The following is a 23,017-nucleotide window of genomic DNA, read 5'->3' as shown; positions in this document are numbered from 1 at the left end:
TGGCTGTCGCGGGCCCGCGGATCTCCGCGACGACGACGGCGCCCCGTCCGATCGGACGGGGCGCCGTACGCTGGGCCCGGGGCGGGCTTCCCTCAGGAGGCGCTCACCGGGATCGGATCACTTGCCGTCGTTCGGCTCGACGATCTCGTCGGCCTCGACAGCAGCGTCCGAGGCGGCGGCCTCGGAGGCCTCCTCCGCGGTCTCGTTGGCCGGCTTCACGAAGTCGGACAGGTCGACGGGCTTGCCGTTCGAGTCGGAGACGGTCGCGTACTCGAGGACCTTGGCCAGGGCCTTGCGACGACGGACCTCGCCGACCATCATCCCGGCCTGGCCGGAGCCGTCGAGCATCTGGGCGAACTGGTTCGGGTCCATGCCGTACTGCTGCGACGTGGTGACGATGTAGTCGATCAGCTCGGACTGCTCCACGCCGATCTCCTCGGCGTCGGCGACGGCGTCCAGGATGATCTCGTTGCGGAACGCCGCACGGGCGTTGTCGCGGACCTCGTCGCGGTGCTCCGGGGTGTCGTGCCCGGCCTCGGCGTTCGGGTTGTTGAAGTGCTGCTCGAGCTGGTCCTCGATGATGGACTCCGGGACCTCGATCTCGACGAGCTCCACGAGCTTGTCGAGGACCTTGTCACGGGCCTCGATGCCCTGATCGACGACCACGGAGTCGGCGGCCTGCTTCTTCAGGTCGGCGCGCAGCTCCTCGATGGTGTCGAACTCCGAGGCCATCTGGGCGAAGTCGTCGTCGGCCTCGGGCAGCTCGCGCTCCTTGACAGCGGTGACCTTGACCTTGACGGTGGCGTCCTCGCCGGAGTGCTCGCCGCCGGCCAGCTTGGTCTCGAAGGTGGCGTCCTCGTCGGCGGACAGGCCCAGGATGGCCTCGTCCATGCCCTCGAGCATGTTGCCCGAGCCGATCTGGTACGACAGGTCGTTCGCGGCGTCGACCTCCTCGCCGTCGACCAGTGCCTGGAGATCCAGGGTCACGAAGTCGCCGTCGGCGGCCGGGCGGTCGATGCTCTTCAGGGTGCCGAAGCGGCCGCGCAGCTCGTCGAGGGCCTCGGTCTCGTCGGCGTCCTCGGCGTCACGCGCCTCGACCTCGACGGTCAGGCCCTTGTACTCAGGCAGCTCGATCTCCGGGCGCACGGTGACGTCGACGGTCGCCTTGACGTCCGCCTCGCGGTCCTCGGAGGAGGGCTGCTGGGTGACCTCGAGCTTGGGCTGGGCGATCGGGGTGAGCTCGTTCTCCGCCAGGGCCTGCTGGAAGAAGGAGTCCATGCCCTCCTGGAGGGCGTTCTCCACGACGAAGTCGTAGCCCACGCGCTGCTCGATCAGCTTCGAGGGGACCTTGCCCTTGCGGAAGCCCGGCACCTGGATCTGATCAGCCAGGGACTTGTAGGTGCGATCGAGGTACGGCTTGAGCTCCGCGAACGGGATCTCCAGCTCGATCTTGGCCTGGGTGGGGCTGACTTTCTCGACGGTGCTCTGCACTGGCGATGCACTCCTCAGTGGATTCGGATCGGTGATGATGCGATGTCTGCTCGGCCTGCGGACCGTCACTGGGCCGCAGGCACGGACGGCGTCCCCGTGCACCGCGCACAGCACGGCGACGGGGACAGGCGTCGGGGTGACAGGACTCGAACCTGCGATCTCCTGCTCCCAAAGCAGGCGCGCTAGCCACTGCGCTACACCCCGTGGGCGTGCGGGCCGCGCGCTGCCGGAGGGACCCGGCTGGAGCCGGTGGCACACGCTGCGGGGTCCGCTGACCGTCCGCGGTGCCCGCGCCTGGGCGCGGACATCGCACGAGTCTAGCCGCACGCACCGTCATGCCGCACCCGCGGGGGCTCCGCGCGGTTTGCCGAGGTGGTCTGCGTGGGGTAGTTTCATCGTCGCTCGTGCTCGTCGGATCCGATGCCGTCGACGCATGCGCGGGGATGTAGCTCAATGGTAGAGCCTCTGTCTTCCAAACAGATTACGCGGGTTCGATTCCCGTCATCCCCTCACAGAATCGAGGGCCCCGGCGATCAGCAGATCGCCGGGGCCCTCGTCGTCGCTCTGCCGGCTGGTGACAGATCTGCAGCCCCTCAGCGCTGAGGAGGCGCAGATCTGTCGCCAGCTCACCAGGAGATGGCACCGTACACTCGTTCGGGTGGTCCAGGCCGCACTTCGGCACCCGATCAGCGTCGATCGCGTGCGCTGCTGCGGCCTCAGCGGGGTGAGACCGGCGGCTGGCAGCTCGGGCACCAGAACAGCGCGCGCCCGGCCAGCTGCTGGCGCTGCACCGTCGTGCCGCAGCGACGGCAGGGCAGGCCGGCTCGGCCGTAGACGTAGTTGGCCTGCTCGGGCCAGGCTTCGGCCTCGTCGATCCCGGGGCGGTCCGACGGATCCGTGGTGATGATCCGTCCCAGTCGCACGCCGGTGCGCATGAGCTCCACGTTCTCGCTCCACAGCGCCTCGAGCGTCTCCTCGGAGGCCGAGACCCCCGGCAGGAACGGATCCACGCCCTGCCGGAACAGCGACTCGGCGCGGAAGATGTTGCCCACGCCGGCGATCATGTCCTGCTCCATGAGCAGCACGGCGATCGGACGACGGCTGCGGGCCGCACGCTCGCAGAAGGCAGCCGGGTCGGCATCTGGATCCAGCGGATCGGGACCGAGCTTCGCCTCAGCTGCTGCCGCTTCGTCCGGGCTCTCCACCGTGCACAGCGCGGGTCCGCGCAGATCGGCCCAGCCGTGGTCTCCGACCAGGCGCACTCGCACGGCGCCCACGGGCGGATCGGGGATCACGCGGCCGTCGTCATCGTGCTCCACGGACTGGAGGGAGTCCTCCGACTCGCGCTCCCCCAGCCGGCGCGGAGCCCCGATGCTGGAGGCGGCGGAGAACTCGGAATCTCCCGCGAAGCCCCAGGCGCCGTAGATGCCCAGGTGCGAGCGCATGATCAGGACGTCGGAGGGATCATCCGGGGCCGCCAGCTCCAGGAACAGCTGCTTGCCGTGAGCGCGCGAGGACACCAGCCGCCGGCCGTCGAGCATGGCGGCGCCGTCAGAGAAGCGACCCTGCGGACTGGACACGACCAGAGCCTGCCCGCCGAAGACGTCGCCGAGCTGAGTGGCCAGGCGGTGGACCGAGTGCCCTTCCGGCACGGGTCAGCCCCGATAGGCGCGGGCGGTCACGGCGTCGTAGTGGCCGACGACCCTCCCGGTGCGCTCGAACTCCTCGATCTGGGCGATGCGGCGCACGTGGCGCTCGTCGCCGGAGAACGGCTCGTTCAGGAAGGCGAGCACGATCTCGAGGCCCTCCTCCCGGGTGTGCTGGCGTCCCCCGAGCGCCACGACCTGGGCGTCGTTGTGCTCCCGGGCCAGCTTGGCTGTGTCGAGCGACCAGGCCAGCGCGGCGCGGATGCCAGTGACCTTGTTGGCCGCCATCTGCTCGCCGTTGCCGGAGCCGCCCAGCACGATGCCCAGGGAGTCCATCCCGGCCTGGCGGTCCTCGATCACAGCCTGCGCGGCGTGGATGCAGAAAGAGGGGTAGTCATCCAGGGCGTCATAGACCTCGGGGCCGTGATCGATCATCTCGAATCCGCGCTGCGAGAGCTGTTCGACCAGGTACTGGGACAGCTCCATTCCGGCATGATCCGTGGCGATGTGCACGCGCATTAGCGTTTCAGCTCCTCGAGTTCTCGACGGGCGCACGGACCGCGCCCCAGATGCGGCCCCAGCCTAATCGCCTGCTGCGACGTGCGAGGCGCATGGCATCATGGGCAGAACGCCCGGGAGGCCCTTCCCCCAGTCAGCGCGAAGATGCCCTGATGAGCCGCCGCCCGCACCGCAAGTGGAGAACCGTCCGGAAAGGACCCGACCGTGCCCGGAAAGAACCTGACCCGCGCGGAGGCCGCCCAGCGCGCCGCCGCCCTCGAGGTCGCCTCCTACGACGTCGTGCTGGACCTGACGACCGGCGACGAGACCTTCGAGGCGCTCACGACCGTCCGCTTCACGTGCCGGGAGCCGGGTTCGCACAGCTTCATCGACGCCTTCACGGCCTCCGTGTCCTCCGTGCGCCTCAACGGCCGGGAGCTGGATCCGGCGGAGGTCTCCGATGGCTTGCGCATCCAGCTGCCGGATCTCGCCGAGGACAACGAGCTCGTCATCGCCTCCACCATGGCGTACACGAACACCGGCGAGGGCCTGCACCGCTTCGTGGACCCCGCCGACGGCGAGGTCTACCTGTACTCGCAGTTCGAGGTCGCCGACACGCGGCGCATGTTCCCGGTGTTCGAGCAGCCGGACCTGAAGTCCCGCTTCGCCTTCACGGTGACCGCACCGGCGCACTGGCAGGTCGTGTCGAACCAGCCCACCCCGGGGCCCGTCGTCGAAGGCGACAAGGGCACCTGGGCCTTCGCCCCCACCCCCGTGCTGCCGCCGTACATCACCGCACTCGTGGCCGGCCCGTACGAGGTCGTGCGCGACGAGCTGATCTCCAGCGACGGCCGCACCATCCCGCTGGGCGTCTTCGCCCGCAAGTCGCTGATGGACCACGTCGATGCCGAGGAGATGTTCCGCATCACCAAGCAGGGCTTCGAGTTCTACGAGGCCCAGTTCGACACCCCGTACCCGTTCGAGAAGTACGACCAGCTCTACGTCCCGCAGTTCAACGCGGGGGCCATGGAGAACGCGGGCGCTGTGACCTTCGTGGAGTCCTACGTGTTCCGCTCCAAGCCGACGCAGGCCCGCCGCGACCGCCGCGTCATCACGATCCTGCATGAGCTGGCGCACATGTGGTTCGGCAATCTCGTGACCATGCGCTGGTGGAACGACCTGTGGCTCAACGAGTCCTTCGCCGAGTACGCCTCGACCCTGGCCAGCGCGCAGGCCACGGATGTGGAGGGCGCCTGGACGATCTTCGCCTCCGGGGAGAAGTCGTGGGGCTTCGAGCAGGACCAGCTGCCCACCACGCACCCGATCAAGGCCGAGATCGCAGATTTGGAGGACGTGCTCGTCAACTTCGACGGCATCACCTACGCCAAGGGCGCCTCCGTGCTCAAGCAGCTCGTGGCCTGGGTGGGCCAGCCGGAGTTCATGGCCGGGCTGCGCACCTACTTCCAGGCCCACGGCTGGGCCAATGCCGAGCTGAAGGACCTGCTGGTCGAGCTCGAGAAGGCCTCGGGTCGCGATCTCAAGGACTGGTCGCAGCGCTGGCTGGAGACCGCAGGGGTCAACACCCTGATCCCTCGGGTCGAGCGCGACGACGACAGTGTCATCACCTCGTTCGCGATCGAGCAGACCGCCCCTGAGCAGCTGCCGACCCTGCGCCCGCACCGCCTTGCGGTCGGGTTCTACGACGTCGACTCCGCGACCGGGCTGCTGCAGCGCACCCACCGCCACGAGCTCGACATCGACGGCGCGCTCACCGAGGTCCCCGAGCTCGTGGGGCGCGATGCCCCCGACCTGATCCTGCTCAACGACGACGACCTGGCCTACGCCAAGATCCGCCTGGACGAGTGCTCGCAGGACACCGCGGCCGAGCACCTCAAGGACTTCGCGGACTCGCTGCCGCGCGCCCTCGTGTGGCAGGCCGCCTGGGACGGCGTGCACGACGGCGTGACCCCGGCCCGCGCCTACGTGGACACCGTGCTGAACAACATCGGACAGGAGTCCGACTCCACCACCGTGAACCTGCAGCTGCGCCGGCTGGACCAGGTCCTGGACTCGTACGTGGCTGCGGGAGCGCGACAGGCCACTGACCACGATGCCGCCACCCGCCTCTGGGAGCTCGCCGAGAAGGCGGCACCCGGCTCGGATCATCAGCTGCAGTTCGTCAGCGCCTTCGCCCGCCGCGCCTCGACCGAGGAGCATCTGGACCTGGTCCAGCAGCTGCGCTCCGGTCAGGTCCGGCTCGAGGGCCTGGAGATCGACGACGACCTGAGCTGGTCGCTGCTGATCAGCCTGGCCGCGGGCGGCCGCGCCGGCACCGCTGACATCGACGCCGCGCTGCAGGCGGACAACACCGAGCACGGGGCCATCTCGGCCTCCTCGGCCCGGGCCGCGATCCCCACGCCGGAGGCCAAGGCCGAGACCTGGCGGGCCGTCGTCGAGGAGGGCACCATGCCCAACTCGCTGCAGGCCGCCGCGATCGCCGGGTTCCGCAAGACCCAGGATCCGCAGCTGCTCGCCCCTTACACGCAGCGCTACTTCGAGCAGGTCACCGACATCTACCGCACGCGCTCGCACGAGCTCGCCGAGCAGATCGCGGTGGGCCTGTTCCCGCGCACGGCAGTCCAGGCCACAGTGGATGCCGCCGATGAGTTCATCGCTCAGATCCCCGAGGACCTCAACGGCCTGCGCCGCCTGGCCCTGGAGGGTCGGGACCGCGTGGTGCGGGCCGTGGCCGCACAGGAGGTCGACGCCGCCCACCCGGCATCCCCCGGCGTGCACGAGCCCGATCTCACCTCTCTTGCCGATGCCGAGGCCGCCAAGCGCACGCCCGCACCGCGCACCACCATGGAATGACGCGCTCCGACCCCACGCTGTCCGCAGCACAGCACCCTGCAGCACAGGACCCCGTGTCCGGCGACCCCGAGGAGGCCAGCATGCCCGAGCCCAGCGCACCCCGAGACTCCGACGACCGTGAGGATCCCTCGACGGGCGAGGCGGCCCCGCAGGCAGTCGGCGACGGGGCTTCGACCGGTCAGGCTCCGCACGTATCGGCGCCCGTCCCCGACCCCGCTCAGCAGCCGACGGCGCCGGAGGCTCCTGCCGATGCGCGCCTGATCCCGGTGGGCCGCCCGCTGTCGGCCATGCGCCGCCCGCAGCGCAGCTCCGGCTCGGGCTCAGGCTCCGGCGAGCAGGGCGCGGACTCCTCGCGCAGCTCGTCGTTCTACGACGAGATCGGCGGGCACGAGACGTTCGCCAAGCTCACCCGCGAGTTCTACGCCCGGGTGGCCGAGGACGAGCGCTTCCGCTCCATGTATCCGGAGCAGGACCTGGGTCCCGCCGAGCGTCGGCTGCGAATGTTCCTGGAGCAGTACTGGGGCGGGCCGAGCACGTACTCGCAGGAGCGGGGCCACCCGCGCCTGCGCATGCGGCACATGCCCTTCACGGTGGACACCTGGGCCCGCGACACCTGGCTGAAGCACATGCGCGCCGCCGTGGAGACGCTGGAGCTGTCCCCCATGCACGAGGGCGTCCTGTGGGACTACCTGGAGCGCGCGGCGCACTCGCTCGTCAACAGCCCCGGCTGATCGTCCTCAGCGGCGGATCAGCACGAACCCGCCGGGACACGCCAGCCGCGCCCAGGAGCCGTGCACGGCCACCGGGACCTCGGAGTCGTCGTCGGCGCGCAGGAAGCCCAGGGACCAGGCGGCGAACGCCGCCCCGACCGGCACGTCCACGGCGTGACCGGGAGTCTGCCCCCACTCCGAGACCCGGCCCCAGACCTGCGAGCGCACGCGGTCGACGATCTCCTGCCCGGAGTCCGTGGGCACGGTGCGCACGACCTCCTCGATGCCGTCGCGGGCCGCGCGCACGAGCTCCGGGGCCGGGGTTGCCGCAACGGTCTCCCAGCCCGACAGCGACGGCGAGATCCCGGCCCAGGCCGCGTGGGCGTCATGAGGCGGCAGGCCCAGCAGGGTGTCGTCCTGATCCGCGCGCGGGATCCGGTCCAGCACGGCCGCCAGCGACACCACGACGTCGAGCTCGGAGGCCTCGGACAGTCCGGCGGTGCGCAGCCCGAGCACCGTGGGCGTGGAGTCGAGCAGCCCCTGCTTGGCCAGGGCGCAGGTCCAGATCCCCACGGCACCGCCGACGGCCTGGAACCGCACGGCTCCTTCGGCATCGACCGCCCGGGCTCGGCTCAGGTATGTGCCGACGTCCTCGACGGACTCCCGGTCCTGCAGGCGCAGCGAACGTCCCATCTCACGCCTCCTGAGCGTCCGAGCCCTCGTGGGCTGCGGTCTCGGACGGACGGCGGCCGAAGACGATCGGATCCCCGCTGCAGTGCTCCAGGAAGGCGCGCTGCTCCGGGCCGAATGCCTCCGGGCGGCCGGTCCTGGCGTCGATCTCGACGGTCGTGGACTGGGCGATCGCGTAGACGGTCCCGCCGCCCGCGTCCTGGAGCCTGTAGTTGAGCACATAGGAGCTCGTGCCGATGTGGGAGGCCCACACCTCCACCTCGATCTCGGAGGTGCGGTAGTGCAGCTGCGCCAGGTACTCGACCTCCTGGCGCCCGATCACGGTCAGGCGCTGCCCCACGAGCTCCCGGAACGTCACGCCCCCCGGCACACCGGGGACGCCCTCCAGAGTCGACTCGCTGAGACGCACTCGCGCTTCCTCGAAGTACTGCAGCTGGATGACGTTGTTGGCGTGGCCGTACGAATCGATGTCGCCGAAGCGCATCTGCACGGGGATCCTCAGGGAGCTCATGCCTCCCATGGAAGCACACGGGCACGACGCCCGAGGCTCATCCGATCCCGCTGCGCCCGCGCATAGAGTGGGCCCATGACCCAGTCCTCCAGCGATCGCAGCCGCCCCTCCTCCGCTGTGCCGCCCGCTTCCCCGTCCACCGGCACGGGGACCGGAACCGGTGGCGAGGAGCCCACCAAGGATCCTGCCCGTCGCACGCAGGATCTGATCGACATGCTCCAGCTGGCCGATGGCGGCGGGGCCCGCACCCACGAGGACATCTTCGTGGGACGCACCCTGTCGGCCATGCGCCGGGCCGTCTACGGCGGCCAGGTGCTGGCGCAGTCCGTGATCGCGGCGGGGAGGACGGTCGAGGAGCCGTCGCGGCGCATCCACTCGATGCACGCCTACTTCCTGCGCGCCGGAGACATCGACGAGCCGATCACGTTCGGTGTGGAGCGCATGCGCGACGGCCGCTCGTTCTCCACCCGGCGCGTGCATGCCTACCAGTCCGGCAGCACGATCTTCTCCGGGATCTGCTCGTTCCAGGAGCCCGCCGAGGGCCTGGAGCACCAGGACCGGATGCCGCAGGGCATGCCGGATCCGGAGTCCCTGCCCACCGCCGAGACGCTGCTGGAGGGCGTGCCGCTGTCGGCGGCCCGCTCGGTGATCGAGCGCCCGTTCGACATCCGCTACATCACCCAGCCGATCTACCTGGCCCCGGACGAGGATCGCCAGCCGTTCAACGCCGTGTGGGTGCGCACCCACAGCCGCCTGCCCGATGACCCTCAGTTGCACCATGCCGCACTGGCCTACGTCTCCGACTACGTGATGCTCGAGCCCGCGCTGCGCCGCCACGGCAGGGTGTGGACCCAGAAGGGCATGTCCGTGGCCTCGCTGGATCACGCCATGTGGTGGCATCGCCCGGCTCGCGCCGACGAATGGCTGCTCTACGTGCAGAGCTCCCCGTCGGCCTCCGGAGCCCGCGCGCTCGGTGAGGGCCGCATGTTCGACCGCGACGGGAACCTGGTGGCCACCACCATGCAGGAGGGCATGATGCGACTGCCCGAGTTCGCGGACTGAGGACGAGGGCTGCGGAAGGGGCGGATGCTGCCAGCCGCGACTCGGCTGGCAGCATCCGCTCGGAACCTGCGTCGATTCCCCTACCGGAGACGGGAGCTCAGCCGCGGGCTGCCGCTCGACCCCAGACCCGCTGATGCCGCTGTGCGGTGAGGATCCCGGCGGCGGCCACGACCAGGCCGAGGAGCAGGGAGATCGGGTAGCCGGTGAACGCCGCGACCGTGAGTCCGGCCCAGGCCCCGATCGTCCCGGCGAGCATGTTGAGGCTGCTCAGCAGCGTGAAGTCGGTCCCGGCATGGTCAGGGCGCGAGAGATCCAGGTTGACGGCGTACATGCCGGTGTTCGCCACGGTGTAGCCCGCCAGGATCAGGCAGGCGCCGAGGACGGCTGCCGCCCCCTCGGTCACGGAGGCGCCTGAGCCCAGCACGAGCGGCAGCAGGAGAAGACCGCCCAGCAGCTGGACGCCCGCCCCCAGACCCATGATCGGAGCCCGTCCCCATCGGCCCATCAGGCGCCCGGCCAGCAGGCCGGCACCCAGGGCCGGGATAGAGGCCAGCACGGAGGTGGTGAGCCCGATCCGGCTCAGCGACCAGCCGGCGTCGGTGAGGATGGGGGTCACCAGCGACCACATGCCCGCCGAGCCCATGGCCACCAGCGGGATGGCGCCCAGGCCCCACAGCCGGGCTCCCGGCTGTGCCAGCACGCCCACGACATCGCGCAGGCGCAACCGGACGTGCGCGAGGTCCTCGCGCTCCGGCTCCCGGCAGCGCAGCACGGGGATCATGGCCGCAGCGGTGCACAGCACCAGCAGCACGACGGCCGCGCGCCAGCCCCACTGGTCGTGCACGACCAGCGCCAGCCCGCCGCCGATCACCGTGCCGACGTAGCTGGCGGCCACCTGGACACCGGCGCCGTCGTCGTGCCTGTCCTCGGGCAGCTGACGCACGGACAGCGCGTCGGCGGCGATGTCCTGCGTGGCGGAGAACAGCACGAACAGCCCGGCGAGCACGGCCACCGGGCCCAGCCGGGCGACCGGGTCGCCGATCAGCGCCAGGCCCAGGAGGCTGAGGGCCATCAGCGACTGCAGCAGGATCAGCCAGGCTCGATGATGGCCCGCCGCCCGTGCGGGGCTCCAGCGGTCCACGAGCGGCGCCCACAGGATCTTCAGCGGCCAGATCAGCCCGAGCAGCTGGAGCAGGCCCAGCATCGCCAGGTCCACCCCGCCGCTGCGCAGGATCCCGGTGAGGCCGGTGCTGATGAACGACGCCCCGATGAACTGGGTGGTGTACAGCGCCCAGAGCAGGCTCCACAGCCCTGCGGCCACGTGCGGCCGCGCGACGGAGGCCCTCGGGGTGCTCGCGGTCCTCGCCCGGCTCATGCGCTCCTCCAATATGCCGTGGCCTCGATCGCCTCGCGGCCCATGCCGTGAGCGCGCAGCATCGACGACACTCCACGGGTGTCGCGGGCCTCGAGCGCGATCCAGTAGCGATCCTGCGGGCTCGGCGGCTGCTGCGACCAGCGGCTCTCCAGGACGGCGCGCACCCCGGTGCTCTCGTCGCTGCGGTGCACCCTGTGGCCTTCCGCATTCGGCCCCAGGTGCAGCGGCAGCTGCCGGTCCTCGGGCAGCCTGTGCTCGAGCCAGACCTCTGCCGGAGCCTCGCCCAGCGATTCGAGCAGCGAGTTCATCGCGGGCAGCGCTGCCGAGTCGCCGATGACGATCGTCCGACCGCTGAACGGGACGTCTGGGTCCACGGCCTTCCGCGCGCGACGACCGCGGGGCGCCCAGGGCGGCTTGCTGCCCAGCAGCGACGCTCGGATCGTGTCGCCGGGACGGCACTCGCGCGCCCAGTCGCTGGCCGCGCCCTCGTGCATGGCGAACTCCAGGCTGAACCGGCCGGCGTCGACATCGGGATCCACCAGGGTGTAGGCCCGCTGGTGGTCCCGGCCTCCCCTCGGCGAACCACAGCCGCAGCCACATGGTCGGGTGCGGGGCCCTGCGGGCCAGCAGTCCGCCGTCATCCAGCTCCAGCCGCAGGTACGACGGCGCGATCTCCTCCCGCCCCAGAACTGTGAGCTTGGTCTCCATCGACCCCATGGCACGCACCACGGCACTCTCTATCCTCGCCATGCTCCCTCTCCCGCTGGGTTCTGCCGGTTCGGCCAGCTCGCAGTGAGCGGCCACTCAGGAAGATTAGGCTAACCTCACTATTCGTTGCGGCCGGAGGAACACCCCGTGTCCCCCGATCGTGACGACCCGTGTCCCACCGGTCCCCTCGAGGACCACGGCGAAAGGCAGTCTGCTCCATGCCCCCAGCCCCCGATCCCGCCGATTCCACAATCTGCCGGCCCCCGGCCGTCCCGGCATCCGCGCAGCGCGAGCTGCTCGCCGCTGCCACGGCCCCGCAGCTGCGCGAAGCCGTCGCCTCCGCTGCGCGCACCTCCTCGGCCCGTCTCGCCGAGGCAGGCGCGGCGCACTCCCCCGCCGGATTCGACGACCTCGCCGCCCTGATCGACCCGATCGACCTCGACCGGCCGCTCGGGGATCTCGACTCGGCGCTCGGCGAGCTCGACGAGCTCTGGCTGCGCCACGCCGTGTGGTTCCATCTGCCGCGCACTGCCGCCCACCTCAACTGCCCGGTGGCCGTGCCCGCCGTGGCTGCCGAGACCATGGCCGCGATCGTGAACACCTCGGTGGACACCTGGGACCAGTCGACCTCGGCCACCCTGATCGAGCGGCGGCTGCTGGCCTGGACCGCGCAGCGCATCGGCTTCTCCGACGGCGCCGACGGCATGTTCACCCCCGGCGGCACGACCTCGACCCTGCAGGCGCTCATGCTTGCCCGGGACGAGGCGCCCGAGCGCTCCGGGGCGACCCCGCGAGCCGAGCCCCGGCCCGTGCGCGCGGCTCGGCTGCGGCTGCTGGCCTCCGAGCAGAGCCACTTCTCGGTGCTCACCGCAGCGCACATCCTGGGCCTGGACGACGATGCCGTGGTCCAGGTGCCCGTCGACGACGACGGCCGCATGCTTCCCGAGGCCCTCGAGCTCGCACTGGAGGATCTGCGCGCCCAGGGCCTGGTCCCGGCCGCCGTCGTGGCGACCGCCGGGACCACGGACCGCGGTGCCATCGACCCGCTCGAGCGGATCGCCCAGCTGTGCGCCGAGGCCGGGACCTGGCTGCACGTCGACGCCGCCTACGGCGGCGGCCTGCTGGCCTCGACGACTCAGCGGGAGCGCCTGGCGGGCATCGAGCAGGCCGATTCGGTGACCATCGACTTCCACAAGTCCTGGTTCCAGCCGGTGTCCTGCTCGGCCGTGATCGTGCGCGATCCCCGCACGCTGCGGCACTGCACGCATCACGCCGACTACCTGAATCCGGCCGACACCCCGGAGCCCAACCAGGTGGACCGCTCCCTGCAGACCACACGGCGCTTCGATGCGCTCGAGCTGTGGACGACCCTGCGCGCCATGGGCCCGGAGCGGATCGGCGAGCTCTTCGATCGCTGCTGCGCCCTGGCCCAGGAGACGGCCCGGGAGATCACGGCCGATCCGCGCTTCGAGCTGATCGCGCAGCCGTCGCTGTCCACGGTGCTGTTCCGCTGGCTGCCCCTGGACGGCTCGGCCCCGCAGGCTCTCGTGCGCCCAGTGCGGCGCCGAGTGTGGGACGAGGCCTCCTCCACGGTCGCCGAGACCGTGGTCGATGGTCAGCGCTGCCTCAAGCTCACTCTGCTGAACCCCGCCGCGCAGCTCAGTGACCTGCGCGCCGTCCTGGACGACGTCCACCGGGCCGGGGAGGCCGTGCTCGTCGAGCGCGCTGCGCAGCCGCATCCCGACATGGCCCAGACCGCAGAGAGGATCCGATGACCATGCGCTCCACCGCCGAGACGGGCTCCGCAGACGAGCCGCTGGACCTGCTGTGCGTGGGCCTCGGGCCTTTCGGCCTGGGGCTGGCCTGCCTGGCCGATCCCCTGCCGGACGTGCGCGCCGCCTTCCTGGACCGCAGACCTGGCTTCGACTGGCATCCCGGGCTGCTCTTCGAGGACGCGACGCTGCAGGTCCCCTTCCTGGCGGACCTGGTGACCATGGCCGATCCCACCTCCGAGCACTCGTTCCTGAACTGGCTCAAGGAGACGGGGCAGCTCTACTCCTTCTACGTGCGCGAGTCCTTCTATCCGCTGCGACGCGACTACAACGCGTACTGCCGCTGGGCCGCCTCCCGCCTCCCGGGACTGCACTGGGGCCAGGACGTCCTCGAGGTCCGTCGCCCTTCCGGCTCCGGGGCCTGGCAGGTCCGCTCCCGCGACGACGACGGTCTCGAGCAGCTCTGGTGGACCCGCCACCTCGTGGTCGGGGCCGGCAAGATCCCCACCCAGCCGAAGGCGCTGGATCCTGCGGGCGATGCGGTCCTGCACGCCGGCGACTACCTGGCCCACCAGGACCGGCTGCACGGGCAGGATCATGTCACCGTGCTGGGATCGGGGCAGTCGGCCGCAGAGGTCGTCGTCGACCTGCTCGAGGATCCCCACGGCCCGGCCGTGGACTGGGTGACCCGCTCCCCGCGCTTCTACCCCATGGAGTACTCCGAGCTCTCGCTCGAGCTGACCTCCCCCGAATACCTGGATCACTTCCGGGGCCTTCCGGAGGATCAGCGGGATGCGATCAACCGCGCCCAGCCGCAGCTGCACCGCGGCATCTCGGCAGAGACGATCACCCGCATCTACGAGGCGCTGCACGTCCGCCGCGCGGCCGGCGGGCGTGCCCCGGTGCGTCTTCTGGCTGCGACCGAGCTGGTGGCCGCCGCCCCGCACGACACCCGGACGCTGCTGACCTGGCGCTCGATCGAGACCGGGCGCAGCCGCGAGACCGTGACGGACGCGGTCGTGGCCGGCACCGGCTACGTCCCTGCTCCCCTGCCGTGGCTGGAGCCCGTGCGCGCTCAGCTCAGCCTGGACGGAGCAGGACGCCTGAGCCCGGACCGATGGCACCGAGCCAGCTCCGACGGCACCCTGCACGTGCTCAACCACACCGAGCACACCCACGCCCTGACCGCCCCGGATCTCGGCATGGGCGCGCTGCGCAATGCGATCGTCCTGGGCCACGTCACCGGTCGGCAGCCGTATCGGACGGAGCGCGGACCATGTTCCAGAGCTTCGGCCGCCTGCCCCAGCAGCACTGGGGCCCCCGCACCGCCGAGGCCCAGCCGTTCTGCGCCGAGATCGACGGGCGCCGCTTCATGCTTCGTCCGGTGGACCCGCAGCGCGACGGCGCCGCGCTGCACGAGTGGCTGAGCCGGCCTCGGGCCAGGGCCTGGGATCTCGTCGGCGCAAGCCCCGAGCGGATCCGAGAGGTCTTCGAGGCGATCGAGCGCGCCGATGACACGGATGCCTGGCTCGTCGAGGAGATCGTGGCCTCGGATCCCGAGCATCCGGTGCGGCGCGGCTTCGTGGAGACCTACGACCCCGCACGCAGCCCGCTGGCCGAGCACTGGTGCGTGCGCGACGGCGACGTCGGGCTGCACTTCTTCATGGTCCCGGCCCAGGATCCGGTGCCCGGGACGTCCTCGGCCGTCATGGCGGCGGCCCTGCGGCTGCTGTTCAGCGACCCGTCCGTCCAGCGCGTCGTCGTGGAGCCGGACGAGACCAACCATGCGATCCGCGCCGTGAACCGCAGCGCCGGCTTCCGAGAGCTCGGACCCCTCGAGCTGCCGGAGAAGACCGCCTGCCTGTCCGTGCGCGAGCGCACCGCGGCCGACGCAGCGCCCGAGACGTCCGAGTGCACCACGGCTTCCGAGCGCCCGTCGGCCGGCACCCTGACCGTCGATCCCGCAAGCGAGGAGGATCCCCGATGACCGAGACCGCCCTGACCGGAGCCGAGACCGCGAGCTCCGCCGGACCCACGCCTGCCCCGAACCTGGATGCCGAGGGCGCCGAGCAGCTGCAGCGGCTCACCCTGGCCAAGCTGTTCGCGGAGTTCGCCCACGAGCGCATCCTCGCGCCGCGTCCGGAGGCGGGGGGTTGGGTCGTGGACGATCACACCGGCACGCCGCGCTGGCGCTTCCGCGCGAGCCGCCACCCGATGGAGCACTGGCGAGTGGATCCGTCGTCGATCCAGCGCCTGGACGACGATGGCCGCCCCGGCTCAGCGCCTCGCGATCTCGACGCCCAGCAGGCGATCCTGGATCTGCGCGAGGTCCTCGAGCTCACCGACCGGGTGCTGCCGCTGTACCTGGAGGACCTCTCCGCCACACAGCTCACCTCCGCCCGGCGTCAGGCCCGACCCGCACCGAGCTCACGCGAGCTCGCCGGGAGCCCCCTGAAGCTCGTCGAGCAGCATCTGCACGAGGGCCACCCCGGATTCGTCGCCAGCTCCGGCCGGATCGGCTTCGGCGCCGCCCAGCAGGAGCGGTGGGCGCCCGAGGCCACGGAGCCGACCCCGCTGGTGTGGCTCGCCGCCCGCCGCAGCGGCTGCGTCCTCTCGCTCGGCCGCGAGATGGACGACCGCGAGCACATGGAGCTTCACCTGCTGGACCCGGAGGAGGAGCGCTTCCGCGCTGCCGTGCGGGAGGCGGGCGAGGACCCGCAGGACTACACGCCGATCCCCCTGCACCCCTGGCAGTGGGAGCACCGCATCCTGCCCGGCATGCTGCCGGACGTCCTGAGCCGGGATCTGATCCTGGTGGGCCCCAGCGAGCACCGCTGGCGCGCCCAGCAGTCCGTGCGGACCTTCCTGGACATGGACGATCCGGCCCGCGACTACGCCAAGACCGCGCTGGGCGTGCACTCGATGGGCTTCCTGCGCGGGCTCTCGCCGGCCTACATGGAGGCCATGCCCGCCATCAGCGACTGGCTCGACGACATCGTCTCGGCCGACCCCGTCCTCAGGGAGTGCGGCGTGGAGGTCCTGCGCGAGCGCAGCGCCGTGGGATGGGTGGGCGATGCCCAGCACCGCTCGGGGCTGCGCAGCGATCACACCAAGCAGCTGGCCGCGCTGTGGCGGGAATCCCCGGTCGCTCGGCTGGCCCCCGGGGAGCAGGCCGCCAGCCTCGCCGGGGTCCTGCACACCGATCGCGACGGCGTGCCGCTGGCGCGCGCCTGGATCGAGCGCAGCGGGGTCGATGCCGACACGTGGATCCGTGCTCTGCTGAAGGTCTACCTGCTGCCCGTCGCGCATCTCGTGCTCTCGCGCTCGATCGCGCTGATGCCCCACGGCGAGAACGTGATCCTGCGCCTGCAGGACGGCCTGCCGGTCGGCGCGTTCTGGAAGGACCTCGGCGAGGAGATCGCCGTGATGGATGATCAGCCCCTGCCTCCGCAGATCGAGCGCATCCGCACCCTGATCGAGCCGGAGTCCCAGGAGCTGTCCGTGCACACCGACGTCCTGGACGGGGTGCTGCGTCACCTGGGTGCGCTGCTGCACGCCGACGGCGTTCTGGACGAGCAGCGGTTCTGGGGCGCGGCCGCCGAGGTGCTCGACGAGCACCGTGCGGCCCATCCCGAGCTGTGGCGCGGTCACGATCTCTTCCGCGAAGACTTCGCCCACTCGTGCCTCAACCGCCTCCAGCTGCGCGACCCGCAGTCCATGGTGAGCCTCACGGACCCGTTGGGCTCCCAGATCCTCGTGGGGCGGATCCGCAATCCGCTGGCGCAGTTCCGCGGCGTCGGCCCCACCTCGGACGAGATCGGAAGTCCGGCCGGCGTCGAGGTCGAGTGCCGGGACGAGGCGGCGAGCCGCCCATGACCGATCCGGATCCGCACGGCTGCGAGCTCTCCGGCGACGGGTGGGCCGTGTTCCGCGACCCGCACGGCGTGCCGCACGTCCAGGCGCGCGACCTCGAGGCGCTGGCCTTCGGTCACGGGGCCGTGACCGCCCGCGACCGGGTGTGGCAGCTGGAGGTCCTGCGCACCCGGGCCGAATCCCGCAGCGGGCATCTGCTGGGCCCGGAGCACGACGACGGCGACCATCTCAGCGCCGCCCTCGGCATCGAGGAGACGGCGCGGTCCTGGTGGGAGGCCGCCGGGTCTCAGGACCGCGTGTTCCTGGCCGGCTACGCGCGCGGGGTCAGCTCGCAGCTGTCGCAGGCCTGGGCAGCAAGCGCCGAGGTGCAGTCCCTGGGCCTCGGTCATCGTCCGCCCCGGCCCTGGCAGCCGTGGACGCCGATCGCGGTGCACCTGGACGTTCATCTGCTGGCGGGAAGTCTGCCGGAGCAGCTGTGGCGCCACCGGGTGCGCCGGCAGCTCGGAGCGCAGTGGCTCGACGCCCTGGACGCGGAGAGCCCCCGCACGGCCGGATCCAATGCGTGGCTGGTGCCGGGGCGGCTCAGCGCCTCCGGCGCCCCGATGATCGCGGCCGACCCGCACCGGATCGTCGAGGAGTCTGGGCCCTACCAGCCGGTGTGCCTGTCGTGCCCCGGTGTGCGCGTTCGGGGCTTGGCGCTGGTGGGCCTGCCGGGCGCCCCCCACTTCGGGCGCACGGAATCAGCGGCATGGGCGATCACCGCCTCGATGGCCGTGACGGAGCAGCTCGCCGAGATCACCGTGGTGCGCTGTGGCGGGCAGCTGGTCCAGCAGCAGACCGGTGAGCCTCTCATCGAGTCCGGGTTCCGGGACAGCACCGGCGCACTGCGCGTGATTCGTCGCTGCCGCCAGGGTCGGGTCCTGCCCGGCAGCAGCGAGCGAGAGGCTGCACTGTCGGACCTGCCCGAGGGCGGCACCGCGTCCGTGCTGGTCGTGCGCACGGCAGCCGAGCAGCTGTCGCCAAGCTCTGCGGCCACGGCCCTCAGCGCCTGCCGCACTCTGCTCGGCGCCGGCACCGCTGCCGATGTCCTGGCCGCGGCACAGGGCTGGGCGGTGCCCGTCAACGACCTGGTCGCGGCCGACACGAGGGGCAGGTGCGTGCACGCCGTGATCGGTGCGGCCTCGCGCCCGCTGCCCGAGCCCCGCGACGTCGACGACCTGCTCGTCCGCGCCAATCAGCGGCCCCCGGATCCCATCGCGGCCGGATCCGTCCTGGGGTGCGCCCCTCCCCATCGCGCCCGGCGCGCAGAGCACCTGCTGCGCCAGGCGCTCGCGGACAGCGGTGCGATCTCGGCGGAGGACCTGCTCAGCGCCCAGCTGGACACGCGCTCGTCGTCCCTGCTGGGTCTGGTGCACGCGCTGCTCGCTCCGGCTGACGCGCAGAAGGACTCCGACGACGACGCCGGCGGGACCGTCGATCCCGCCGCCGGCCCCTGCGCGGATCGCACCGCCGGCTCGTCCAGTCCCGTTGCAGGATCGGAGGTCGAGGCCCTGCGCCAGGAGCTGCTCGAGTGGGACGGGGAGATGGCCGCGGACTCCGTCGTCGCCGCGCACGCGGCCCAGTGGCGGGATCTGCTGGCCCGGCACCTCGCGGGCCATCCGGCGCTCGAGCCGCTGCGCGGCGCCACGGGCCTGCCGCCCCTGTGGGATCCCCTGCTCGGGACCACCCCTCGGGTGGGGCTGGCCCTCGAGTCGATCGTCACCCTCGGCCCGGGGCTGGGGCTGGATCCCGGCCCCTGCGCCGAGGCGGCGCTCGAGGAGCTCGCGGCGCAGCTGGACGGGCCGTCCGGCTCCCCGTGGGGAGTGCAGCACGCCTTCGCCCCGTGGAGGGCCTGCGACCAGCTGCTGCCCTTCGCTCCCGTGCCCGTCGGCGGGGATTCCGATGCGCTGCTGGCCGCAGGCGTGCTGCCGGGCCTGGGCGCAGGCTGCGCTCGTGTGCCCTCGGCGCGGGTGCTGTGGGATCTGGCGCACCCGGCCGCCTCGGCATGGATCACCCCGGACCCCGTGGACCGCGGCCAGCTGGGCTCGCGACCGCTCGATCGGTGGGCGGCAGGCGAGATCGATCAGGCGCTGCCGTGGGTGCCGCCTGGGGCTCCGGCGTCCACTGACCGTCCGCACCCGCTGGGAGGCCTGCACCTGCGCCGTCCTGCCGCGCAGGTCACGTCCGAGGCTCCGGTCGGCGCTTCCGCAGAGGAGTCCACCGGTGCCCCCGGGTTCGGCCCCGACGCTCCCCTGCTGAGCCTGCGACCGGTGGATCCCCTGGCCGATGCCGAGCTGCTGCACGGCTGGGTCAGCTCACCGCGCGCCGTCTTCTGGGGCATGGGAGGACTGGACGCGGAGACGGTCTCGGCGATCTACGCCGAGATCGCAGCCTCCGACAGCCACCACGCCTGGGTCCTCGAGCTCGAGGACCGCCCCCTGGGGCTGCTGCAGACCTATCAGCCGCACGCCGACCCCATCGGCGGGGCCTATCTGCCGCGGGCCGGGGATTTGGGCATGCACCTGCTGCTCGCCCCGGCCCGGCGGCCGCAGCCCGGATTGACCTCTGCCCTGGCGGAGTCGCTGGCGCAGTTCCTCTTCGCCGACCCCGCTACCCGGCGCGTGGTCGCCGAGCCCGATGCCTCGAACTGGCGAGCGGTGCGGAGGATGCAGCGCACCGGCTTCGAGCTCGGCACGCACATCCGGCTTCCGGACAAGACCGCCCAGCTTGCCTTCCTGGCTCGCGAGGCTCTGCAGGGCGCCCGAGCCAGGGGCGGTGCCGCGGCTGATCCGAACCAGCGCACATGATGACGAGGGCCCGTCGTCATCCGGTGCAGGATGACGACGGGCCCTCGAGGCGCGGTGCGAGGGCCGCGGCAGAGCAGCTCAGTCGCGCGTGAGACGGCGGTGGGTCATGCGGCCCGGGCGGGCTGCCTCCTCGCCGAGGCGCTCGATCTTGTTCTCCTCGTAGGACTCGAAGTTGCCCTCGAACCAGTACCAGTTGTCCGGGTTCTCCTCGGTGCCCTCCCACGCCAGGATGTGGGTGGCCACCCGGTCCAGGAACCAGCGGTCGTGGGAGATGACCACGGCGCAGCCCGGGAAGTCGAGCAGCGCGTTCTCCAGAGAGCCCAGGGTCTCGACATCGAGGTCGTTGGTGGGCTCATCCAGCAGCAGGAGGTTGCCTCCCTGCTTGAGGGTCAGCGCCAGGTTCAGGCGGTTGCGCTCACCGCCGGAGAGGACGCCGGCCTTCTTCTGCTGGTCCGGGCCCTTGAAGCCGAACGCGGAGACGTAGGCGCGCGAGGGCATCTCGACCTGGCCGACGTGGATGTAGTCCAGGCCGTCGGAGACGACCTCCCACAGCGACTTCTCGGAGTCGATGTTCTCGCGATTCTGATCCACGTAGGAGATCTTCACGGAGTCGCCGATGCGCAGCTCGCCGCCGTCGATCGGCTCCTTGCCCACGATGGTCTTGAACAGCGTGGACTTGCCGACGCCGTTGGGGCCGATCACGCCGACGATGCCGTTGCGGGGCAGGGTGAAGGACAGATCCGAGATCAGCGAGCGGTCGCCGAAGCCCTTCTGCAGGTCCTTGGCCTCGATGACCAGGTTGCCCAGACGCGGTCCGGGCGGGATCTGGATCTCCTCGAAGTCCAGCTTCCGGGTCTTCTCGGCCTCGGCGGCCATCTCCTCGTAGCGCGCCAGACGCGACTTGGACTTGGTCTGGCGGCCCTTGGCGTTGGAGCGCACCCACTCGAGCTCGTCCTTGAGGCGCTTTGCCTGCTTGGCGTCCTTCTTGCCCTGGACCTCCATGCGCTTGGCCTTGGTGTCCAGGTAGGTGGAGTAGTTGCCCTCGTAGGGGTACAGGCGGCCGCGGTCGACCTCGCAGATCCATTCCGCCACGTGATCCAGGAAGTAGCGGTCGTGGGTCACGGCCAGCACGGCGCCGTGGTAGGCGGCCAGATGCTGCTCGAGCCACAGCACGGACTCGGCGTCCAGGTGGTTGGTGGGCTCGTCCAGCAGCAGCAGGTCGGGCTTCTCCAGCAGCAGCTTGCACAGCGCCACGCGGCGGCGCTCACCTCCGGAGAGGTTCTTCACGTCGGCGTCGCCGGGAGGGCACTGCAGGGCGTCCATGGCCTGGGCCAGCTGGGAGTCGAGATCCCAGGCGTTCGCGGCGTCGATGTCCGTCTGGAGGGATCCCATCTCCTCCATGAGGGCGTCGAAGTCCGCGTCCGGCTGGGCCATCTCCTCGGAGATGGCGTTGAAGCGGTCGAGCTTGGCCTTGATCTCGCCGACGCCCTCCTCCACGTTGCCGAGGACGGTCTTGTCCTCGTTCAGCGGGGGCTCTTGCTGGAGGATGCCCACGGAGTAGCCGGGTGAGAGACGGGCCTCGCCGTTGGAGGGCTCGTCGAGCCCCGCCATGATCTTGAGGATGGTGGACTTGCCCGCGCCGTTGGGACCCACGACACCGATCTTGGCGCCTGGGTAGAACGACATCGTGACGTCATCGAGGATGACCTTGTCGCCCACCTTCTTGCGGGCCTTGTTCATGGTGTAGATGAATTCAGCCATGGCCCTCAGGTTACCCGTCGGGGACGCCAGCCGGAGCCACACCGCCTGAGCATCTGCCCAGGGTCCAGTCCCCTCGGCCGGGCTCCGCACCCCGGCGGCGCCTCCCCTGCCCCTGAGAGCACCCAAGCGGGAGGCGCCGCGAGCGCCCTGCAGACCCGGCACGGACCTGCTGTCCGCACACCGACTCAGGAGGAGGATCCCTGCCCGGCACCGGCCAGCAGCTCCTGCGGATCGCCCTCCCACGAATGCGCGTCCTCGGAGCTGCCCCCGGCATCGGAGCCGGAGCCGTCGCGGCCGTCGTGCTCGTCGTTCCCGTCGTCGAGGATCTCGCCGGTCATGGGGTCGACCGAGCGGGACCCGTCGCCCCAGTCGTCGCTGTGCTGCGAGGCGTCCGAGCCCTCGCCGCGCGAGCTGTCGGAACCGGCACCGGAGCGCTTGTAGGTGGCAGTGCCCAGCGCCAGGTCCGGGCCCAGGGCCGTCGCGTCGATCTCGACGGTCAGCCGCTCCTGCCCCTCCTTGGTGGTCCAGGGCCGAAGGCGCAGCCGGCCCATCACGAGCACGGCGTCGCCGACCTTCAGCGACGACGCCGCATTCGCCGCCAGCCGCCGGAAGCAGGTCACGGTGTACCAGTTGGTGGGGCCCACATCGACCCAGGAGTTCGACTCGGTGTCGAAGCGCCGCGGGGTCGAGGCCAGGCGGAACGACGCCACCGGAGTGCCGTCGGGAAGATTGCGGAGATCGGGCTTGGTGGCGGCGAAGCCGCGGACCGTGAGGGTGTCGAACATGGCAACTCCTGATGGTGAGGGCCGAGACGAGCCGCTCGGCCGATGGTCGCCGGAGCCTGCTCGTGCGGGCAGCGCCCCGGAGTCCGCTCAGACTGGACCGCCATGCCCCGCCCCCGGCGGCGGCGCCGACGCATCTGGGGGCATCTGCAGGCACAAGCCCGGATCTTGTTGCTGTGGAGGCAGGGTGCACGGTCGGCGCGAGCTGTTCGATAAGCTGTTCCGCGCCCGCCTCGGTAGCTCAGGGGATAGAGCAGGAGCCTTCTAATCTCTTGGTCGGGGGTTCGAATCCCTCCCGGGGCACTTCTTGTCCTGAGTCGCGACATCGTTGACAGACGATGTCGCGGCTCAGGCTTTTTTCGTATGGGTTCGTTTTCTCCGTCGAGGCCGTGGGGGTGTTCCGGTCGGGGCGTGGGTTCAG

17 protein-coding genes and 3 tRNA genes are annotated in these 23,017 nt (G+C 71.2%); 10 read left to right on the top strand and 10 right to left on the bottom strand.

Translation table 11 applies throughout. The features are described from left to right. Positions 1–117 precede the first annotated feature (117 nt). Both tig and FFS25_RS10900 read right to left on the bottom strand, forming a co-directional pair. Complete coding sequence (gene tig / locus FFS25_RS10905; protein WP_053447237.1) at positions 118–1,491, bottom strand: trigger factor; 1,374 nt, start codon at positions 1,489–1,491, stop codon at positions 118–120. Positions 1,492–1,622: 131 nt separating this feature from the next. Beyond that, positions 1,623–1,695: transfer RNA gene (locus FFS25_RS10900), tRNA-Pro, on the bottom strand. 235 nt (positions 1,696–1,930) lie between these two features. Between FFS25_RS10900 and FFS25_RS10895 the strand changes: the two genes are divergently transcribed. Further along, positions 1,931–2,001: transfer RNA gene (locus FFS25_RS10895), tRNA-Gly, on the top strand. 206 nt (positions 2,002–2,207) lie between these two features. On the opposite strand, the gene FFS25_RS10890 is transcribed toward FFS25_RS10895, so the two are convergent. Together FFS25_RS10890 and FFS25_RS10885 are read right to left on the bottom strand one after the other, a co-directional pair. Then, a complete protein-coding gene (locus FFS25_RS10890; RefSeq protein ID WP_137802934.1) occupies positions 2,208–3,143 on the bottom strand; it encodes an Fpg/Nei family DNA glycosylase in 936 nt (311 codons plus the stop codon). Positions 3,144–3,146: 3 nt separating this feature from the next. After that, the gene (locus tag FFS25_RS10885) at positions 3,147–3,656 is read right to left on the bottom strand and encodes a ribose-5-phosphate isomerase (RefSeq protein ID WP_006215146.1); all 510 of its coding nucleotides are present in this window, start codon (positions 3,654–3,656) and stop codon (positions 3,147–3,149) included. 204 nt (positions 3,657–3,860) lie between these two features. Between FFS25_RS10885 and pepN the strand changes: the two genes are divergently transcribed. Together pepN and FFS25_RS10875 are read left to right on the top strand one after the other, a co-directional pair. Then, a complete protein-coding gene (gene pepN / locus FFS25_RS10880; RefSeq protein WP_137802933.1) occupies positions 3,861–6,506 on the top strand; it encodes an aminopeptidase N in 2,646 nt (881 codons plus the stop codon). A 287-nt stretch (positions 6,507–6,793) separates the two neighbouring features. After that, positions 6,794–7,237: a globin gene (locus FFS25_RS10875; protein ID WP_137802949.1), complete on the top strand. Its 444-nt coding sequence runs from the start codon at positions 6,794–6,796 to the stop codon at positions 7,235–7,237. Positions 7,238–7,243: 6 nt separating this feature from the next. Here FFS25_RS10875 and FFS25_RS10870 read toward each other — a convergent pair whose 3' ends face one another. Then, a complete protein-coding gene (locus FFS25_RS10870) occupies positions 7,244–7,909 on the bottom strand; it encodes a DUF8185 domain-containing protein (protein ID WP_137802932.1) in 666 nt (221 codons plus the stop codon). A gap of 1 nt (position 7,910) precedes the next feature. Continuing rightward, positions 7,911–8,417, bottom strand: coding sequence for an acyl-CoA thioesterase (locus FFS25_RS10865; RefSeq protein WP_171004180.1), 507 nt, complete (start codon positions 8,415–8,417; stop codon positions 7,911–7,913). 213 nt (positions 8,418–8,630) lie between these two features. Between FFS25_RS10865 and FFS25_RS10860 the strand changes: the two genes are divergently transcribed. Then, entirely contained in the window at positions 8,631–9,479 is an 849-nt protein-coding gene (locus tag FFS25_RS10860; RefSeq protein WP_058871136.1) for an acyl-CoA thioesterase, read from the top strand. A 97-nt stretch (positions 9,480–9,576) separates the two neighbouring features. Here FFS25_RS10860 and FFS25_RS10855 read toward each other — a convergent pair whose 3' ends face one another. Together FFS25_RS10855 and FFS25_RS10850 are read right to left on the bottom strand one after the other, a co-directional pair. Continuing rightward, on the bottom strand, positions 9,577–10,854 hold the full coding sequence (locus FFS25_RS10855) for an MFS transporter (protein WP_249933876.1): 1,278 nt from the start codon (positions 10,852–10,854) through the stop codon (positions 9,577–9,579). Then, positions 10,851–11,393, bottom strand: a complete 543-nt coding sequence (locus FFS25_RS10850) for a siderophore-interacting protein (protein ID WP_249933875.1) — start codon at positions 11,391–11,393, stop codon at positions 10,851–10,853. Before FFS25_RS10850 ends, FFS25_RS10855 begins: the two co-directional genes overlap by 4 nt. Before the next feature lie 387 nt (positions 11,394–11,780). Here FFS25_RS10850 and FFS25_RS10845 point away from each other — a divergent pair, with 387 nt between their 5' ends. The 5 genes from FFS25_RS10845 to FFS25_RS10830 are packed head-to-tail and all read left to right on the top strand — an operon-like array spanning position 11,781 to position 20,053. Then, positions 11,781–13,337 (top strand): pyridoxal phosphate-dependent decarboxylase family protein, encoded by a 1,557-nt coding sequence (locus FFS25_RS10845; protein ID WP_137802930.1) that lies wholly within the window; start codon positions 11,781–11,783, stop codon positions 13,335–13,337. Next, the gene (locus FFS25_RS10840) at positions 13,334–14,761 is read left to right on the top strand and encodes a lysine N(6)-hydroxylase/L-ornithine N(5)-oxygenase family protein (protein WP_249933874.1); all 1,428 of its coding nucleotides are present in this window, start codon (positions 13,334–13,336) and stop codon (positions 14,759–14,761) included. The genes FFS25_RS10845 and FFS25_RS10840 overlap by 4 nt, the downstream gene beginning before the upstream one ends. After that, the gene (locus FFS25_RS13830; protein WP_249933873.1) at positions 14,719–15,321 is read left to right on the top strand and encodes a GNAT family N-acetyltransferase; all 603 of its coding nucleotides are present in this window, start codon (positions 14,719–14,721) and stop codon (positions 15,319–15,321) included. The genes FFS25_RS10840 and FFS25_RS13830 overlap by 43 nt, the downstream gene beginning before the upstream one ends. After that, complete coding sequence (locus FFS25_RS10835; protein ID WP_249933872.1) at positions 15,318–17,210, top strand: IucA/IucC family protein; 1,893 nt, start codon at positions 15,318–15,320, stop codon at positions 17,208–17,210. Before FFS25_RS13830 ends, FFS25_RS10835 begins: the two co-directional genes overlap by 4 nt. Continuing rightward, the gene (locus FFS25_RS10830) at positions 17,207–20,053 is read left to right on the top strand and encodes a GNAT family N-acetyltransferase (protein ID WP_249933871.1); all 2,847 of its coding nucleotides are present in this window, start codon (positions 17,207–17,209) and stop codon (positions 20,051–20,053) included. The genes FFS25_RS10835 and FFS25_RS10830 overlap by 4 nt, the downstream gene beginning before the upstream one ends. 78 nt (positions 20,054–20,131) lie before the next feature. Here the strand turns inward: FFS25_RS10830 and ettA are convergent, their stop codons facing one another. Continuing rightward, positions 20,132–21,814, bottom strand: a complete 1,683-nt coding sequence (gene ettA, locus FFS25_RS10825; RefSeq protein ID WP_006215133.1) for an energy-dependent translational throttle protein EttA — start codon at positions 21,812–21,814, stop codon at positions 20,132–20,134. Between the two features lie 185 nt (positions 21,815–21,999). After that, a complete protein-coding gene (locus tag FFS25_RS10820; protein ID WP_137802928.1) occupies positions 22,000–22,599 on the bottom strand; it encodes a single-stranded DNA-binding protein in 600 nt (199 codons plus the stop codon). A gap of 227 nt (positions 22,600–22,826) precedes the next feature. Between FFS25_RS10820 and FFS25_RS10815 the strand changes: the two genes are divergently transcribed. Continuing rightward, a tRNA-Arg gene (locus FFS25_RS10815) sits at positions 22,827–22,899 on the top strand. Positions 22,900–23,017: the final 118 nt, after the last annotated feature.

The sequence above is a fragment of the Kocuria sp. 2SI genome (genome assembly GCF_005502825.1).
GTDB lineage: Bacteria > Actinomycetota > Actinomycetes > Actinomycetales > Micrococcaceae > Kocuria > Kocuria palustris.
Note: the sequence above shows the minus strand (reverse complement) of the source record. Positions and strands in the feature narration are given on the sequence as shown.